At 75.7% G+C, this 5,111-nt stretch carries 3 protein-coding genes; 1 reads left to right on the top strand and 2 read right to left on the bottom strand.

The genetic code is table 11. The annotated features are described in order from the left end of the window. The first annotated feature begins 319 nt into the window (after positions 1-319). Complete coding sequence (locus ACSNOC_RS26900; RefSeq protein ID WP_436750180.1) at positions 320-1,198, top strand: phosphatase PAP2 family protein; 879 nt, start codon at positions 320-322, stop codon at positions 1,196-1,198. Here the strand turns inward: ACSNOC_RS26900 and ACSNOC_RS26895 are convergent. Beyond that, positions 1,186-4,185: a bifunctional [glutamine synthetase] adenylyltransferase/[glutamine synthetase]-adenylyl-L-tyrosine phosphorylase gene (locus ACSNOC_RS26895; protein WP_436750179.1), complete on the bottom strand. Its 3,000-nt coding sequence runs from the start codon at positions 4,183-4,185 to the stop codon at positions 1,186-1,188. The two genes, ACSNOC_RS26900 and ACSNOC_RS26895, sit on opposite strands and share 13 nt — an antisense overlap. A 170-nt stretch (positions 4,186-4,355) precedes the next feature. After that, positions 4,356-5,111: TauD/TfdA family dioxygenase (locus ACSNOC_RS26890; protein ID WP_436750178.1), on the bottom strand; the 756-nt coding region annotated here is incomplete at its 5' end.

The raw sequence follows: 5,111 nt of genomic DNA, 5'->3' as shown, positions 1-5,111 counted from the left end.
TGTCCTGACCCGCCGCGCCCGCCACACGGCAGGGCCCGAGGACAGACCGCAGGACGCCGGGGTACGGGGGTCGCTCCCCCAGAAAGACCGCAGCACACCCGAATCGGCCACCCCGAGCCTCCACCGCCACCACGCCCGCCACACCGCAGGCCCGACAACGGACCACCCCACGCGAGGGCACCGGGGAGTCGCCCCCGGAAAGACCGCAGCCGGCAGGCCCGGCGGTGGTCGGTGTGGGGGCGTGGGGGAAGATGCCGGGGTGAAGACCAGACCGGAGGATGATCGGGTCGGCGTCAGTCCTCTGGCAGACTGTGGGCCCATGGGGGCAACACGCGTCAGGCCGGAAGATGAGCGAGTGGATGCAGGGCTCGTGACCGATCGGGACCAGGACACCGCCGCAGTCTCCGAGGCCCGGAAGCGACTGGGGTCGCTGCGGACCCCCCGCAGCCCCCGGCTCTGGTTCGAACTGCTGCTCATCGCCCTCAGCTACGGCATCTACTCGCTGATCCGCAACGCCGCCCCGACCCGCATCGAGCAGGCGCAGCAGCACGCCCGCTGGATCTGGGACCTCCAGGACTCGCTCGGCCTCGCGTTCGAACGGTCCGTCAATCACGCCGCCGCCGGTGTGACCTGGCTGATCGTGTCGATGAACTACTACTACGCCACGCTGCACTTCGTCGTCACCATCGCCGTCCTGGTCTGGCTCTTCCGCAGCCACCCCGGCCGGTACGGGGCCATCCGCACGGTGCTGTTCGCCACCACCGCCGTCGCCCTGGTCGGGTACTACTTCTATCCGCTCGCGCCGCCCCGCCTGATGGAGGGCATGGACTTCATCGACACCGCGCGGGTGCACCACACCTGGGGCTCGCTGTCCGCCGAGGGCACCACGCTGGCGTCCGTGTCGAACCAGTACGCCGCGATGCCGTCCATGCACATCGGCTGGTCCCTGTGGTGCGGCGTCACCGTGGCCGTGCTGGCCGCGCCCTGGTGGCTGAAACTGCTCGGCGCGCTCTACCCCGCCGTCACCCTCCTGGTCATCGTCGCGACGGCCAACCACTTCTGGCTCGACGCCGTCGGCGGCATGCTCTGCCTCGCCTTCGGGTACGCCGTCGCCCACCTGTGGTACGGGAGCCCGTGCTACCGGCTGCCCCGGCACGTCGGGCCGCCCGCCGGGCCGCCGCGGCTTCAGCCCTCGTAGAACAGCCGCTCCATCACGGCCCGCGCGCGCCGCGTCGTGCGCCGGTAGTCGTCCAGCATCCGCCCGACCTCCCCCGGCCCGTAGCCGAGGAAACGGGCGACCGCCGCCGTCTCGCGCGGGTCCGTGGGGAACGTGTCCAGCGGTCGGCCGCGCACCAGCATCACCGCGTTCCGCACCCGCGAGGCCAGCACCCACGCCTCGTCCAGCACCGCCGCGTCCACCGGGTCCAGCAGGCCGGTGTCGGCGGCGGCGGCCAGCGCGCGCCGGGTGCGGGTGGTGCGCAGGGCGGGTTCGGACCCGGCGTGCCGGAGCTGGAGGAGCTGCACGGTCCACTCGATGTCCGACAGGCCGCCGCGGCCGAGCTTGGTGTGGGTGGTGCGGTCGGCGCCGCGCGGCAGCCGTTCGGCCTCCATCCGGGCCTTCAGCCGCCGGATCTCGCGGACCGCCTTCTCCGTCAGCCCGTCGGCCGGGTAGCGCAGCGGGTCGATCAGCTCGATGAACCGCTCCCCCAGGCCCGGGTCGCCGGCGACCGGCGCCGCGCGCAGCAGGGCGTGGCTCTCCCAGACCAGCGACCAGCGGCGGTAGTAGGCGGCGTAGCTGCTGAGCGAGCGGACCAGCGGGCCGTTCCTGCCCTCGGGCCGCAGGTCGGCGTCGATGTGCAGCGGCGGGTCGATGCTGGGCAGCTGGAGCAGCCGGATCATCTCGTTGGCCACCGCGGCGGCGGCCCGGGCGGCCTCCTCCTCGCCCGCGCCGTCCATCGGCTCGTGCACGAAGATCACGTCGGCGTCCGAGCCGTAGCTCAGCTCCTGGCCGCCGAAGCGGCCCATGGCGATGACGGCGAGCCGGGTGGGCAGGCCGTCCGTCCCGTAGGAGGCGGTGGCGGCGTGCAGCGCGCCCGCGATGGTGGCGGCGTTGATGTCGGTGAGCGCGGCGCCGACCCGGTCGAGGACGGGGCCCGGGGCCTCGGCGGGCTCGGCGGCGCCGGCGCCCTCGGGGGTCGCGTAGGCGCCGACGATGTCGGCCGCCGCGGTGCGGAACAGCTCGCGCCGCCGTACGCCGCGCGCCGCCGTGACGGCGGCCTCCGGCGAGTCGGCCCGGCCGACGGCGGCCTGCACCTCCTGGGTGAGGGCGCGGCGGGTGCGCGGGCGCAGCCCGGCGGGGTCGCCGAGCAGGGCGACGGCCTCGGGGGCGCGCAGCAGCAGGTCGGGGGCGAGGCGCCCGGCGGACAGCACGCGGGCGAGGTTCTCGGCGGCGGCGCCCTCGTCGCGCAGCAGCCGCAGGTACCAGGGGGTGGTGCCCAGGGCGTCGGAGACCTTGCGGAAGCCGAGCAGTCCGGCGTCGGGGTCGGCGGAGTCCGCGAACCGGGCCAGCATCACCGGCAGCAGGGTGCGCTGGATGGCGGCCTTCCGGGTGACGCCGGACGCCAGCGCGGACAGGTGGCGGAGCGCGGCGGCGGGGTCGTCGTAGCCGAGAGCCTCCAGCCGCTCCTTGGCGGCGGCCTCGCCCAGCCGGACCTGGCCGGCGTCGAGTCGGGCGACGGCGTCCAGCAGCGGCCGGTAGAAGAGCTTCTCGTGCAGGCGGCGGACGCCCGCGGTGTGGTGGCGCCAGGCGGCGGTCAGCTCCTCGACGGGTTCGCCCGTGAAGCCCAGGGAGCGGCCGAGGCGGCGCAGCTCGGACTCCTCGGTCGGCATGAGGTGGGTGCGGCGCAGCCGGTGGAGCTGGAGGCGGTGCTCGGCGGTGCGCAGGAAGCGGTAGGAGGCGTCGAGGGAGGCGGCGTCCTGGCGACCGACGTAGCCGCCGGCGGCGAGGGCGGCCAGCGCGTCGAGGGTGGTGGCGTGGCGCAGCTCGGGGTCGGTGCGGCCGTGGACGAGCTGGAGGAGCTGGACGGCGAACTCGACGTCGCGCAGTCCGCCGGGGCCGAGCTTCAGCTCGCGCTCGGCCTGGGCGGCGGGCAGGGACTCCTCGACGCGGCGGCGCATCTGCTGCACGTCGGCCACGAAGTTCTCGCGCTCGGTGGCCTGCCACACCAGGGGGGCGACGGCGGCGCAGTAGTCGCCGCCGAGGGTGAGGTCGCCGGCCACCGGGCGGGCCTTGAGCAGCGCCTGGAACTCCCAGGTCTTGGCCCAGCGCCGGTAGTAGGCCAGGTGGCTGCTGAGGGTGCGGACCAGCGGGCCGTTGCGGCCCTCGGGGCGGAGGTTGGCGTCGACGGGCCAGATGGTGCCCTCGGCGGTGGTGTCCGAGCAGACGCGCATCATGCGGGCGGCGAGCCGGGTCGCGGCCTGGAGGGCGGGCTGCTCCCCGACGCCCTCGGCGGGCTCGCCGACGAAGATGACGTCGACGTCGGAGACGTAGTTCAGCTCCCGGCCGCCGCACTTGCCCATGCCGATGACGGCGAGCCGGCACAGGGCGGCGTCCGCGGGGGCCTCGTTCGACGCGATCCGCAGGGCGGCGCGGAGGGTGGCGGTGGCCAGGTCGGCCAGTTCGGCGGCGGTCTCCGCGAAGCCGGTGGTGCCGGTGATGTCGCGGGCGGCGATGGTCAGCAGCGCCCGGTGGTAGCGGACGCGCAGCGCGTCGGGGTCGGTGGCCGGGGCGAGGGCGGTCTCGAACTCCTCGACGCCCGGGTGCAGGTCGGCGCTCTCGAAGGCGACGAGGGCCTGCCACTCGTCGGGGTGGCGGGCGAGCTGGTCACCGAGCCCTTCGGAGGCGCCGAGGACGGCGAGCAGCCGGTCGCGCAGCGGCTTGGCGGCGAGCAGCGTGTCCAGCAGCCGGGCCCGGCGGGCCTCGGGCTGGGCCTCGGCCAGCCGGACCAGGGCGCGCAGCGCGAGGTCGGGGTCGGCGGTGGCGCCGAGGGCGTCGAGGAGCACGGGGTGGTCGCCGACCGGGCGCAGGGCGGGGGCGTCGAGGAGCCGCTCGGCGGATCTGGGGTCGGTGAACCCCCGGCGCAGCAGTTGTCCGAAACGGCTGTCGCGTCGCCCGCCCACCGGCACGGCTCGTCCCCTCTGCGCTGATGGTCCCGCTCGTCCCAGGAGGCCCGGGACGTGCCGGGCCTCCAAGAAGCGTAACCACATCCCCGCGCCGGTGACCGCCCGGTATACGCGATCCTGACGCCGGGGCCCCGTTCCCGGGCCCGGGTGTCAGCGGGTACCGGGCCCGGGTGTCAGCGGGCGTCGTCGGTGCGGAGGGTGAGGATGCGGACCACGCGGTCGCCGGTGTGGGCGTCGCGGCCGTGCCAGCAGCGGTAGTTGTCGAGCAGCAGCACCTCGCCGGGGGCGAGCGCGAACCGGGGCAGGCCGGGCTCCAGGGCGTGGACGCGCTCCTCGAACCGCTTCAGCAGGGCGCGGACGCGGTCCTCGTCCGGGTCCCGGTGCAGCGGGACGGCGCCGTCGGTGCGGCGGACGATACGGCGGCCGGTGCGGGTGTACTCGACGTGCCGGCCGACGCGCGGGGTGGCGGGCAGGCCGCGCAGCCCGGCCCAGGCTCCGTAGAGGTCGACGTCGGCGGTGGTGAGGAACTCCCACAGCTCCGGGTCGGTGTCCGCGAGACCGTCCACGAACCGGTAGGCGTCCACGACGAACGACGCGCCGCCCGACGGGGCCTGCTCGACGCACTGGACCAGGACGTGGTCCTCGTCGGGGTCGCGGCGGCGGACCGGCGTGCCGCCGGTGTCGACGACGACGTCGAAGCTGTCGGCGTGCAGGTGGACCGCGTTCCCGTCGCGCGAGTGGCGCAGGCGCGGCGGGAAGAGCTGCCGCAGCCGGGTGCCGAGGACGAGGGCGGCGGCGACGGCGAGCGCGTCGCCGTCGGGTGCCAGGCCGGTGAGGACGACGGCGCCGTCGCGGGCGAGGAGGGCGCGGGCGTCCCCGGCGCCGGTCGTGGCGGTCACGGCGGTGCGGGCGGGGACGGTACCGGGGGC

It is taken from the genome of Streptomyces sp. URMC 129, assembly GCF_051386415.1.
GTDB lineage: Bacteria > Actinomycetota > Actinomycetes > Streptomycetales > Streptomycetaceae > Streptomyces.
This window is presented reverse-complemented; position numbering and strand designations above follow the sequence as displayed.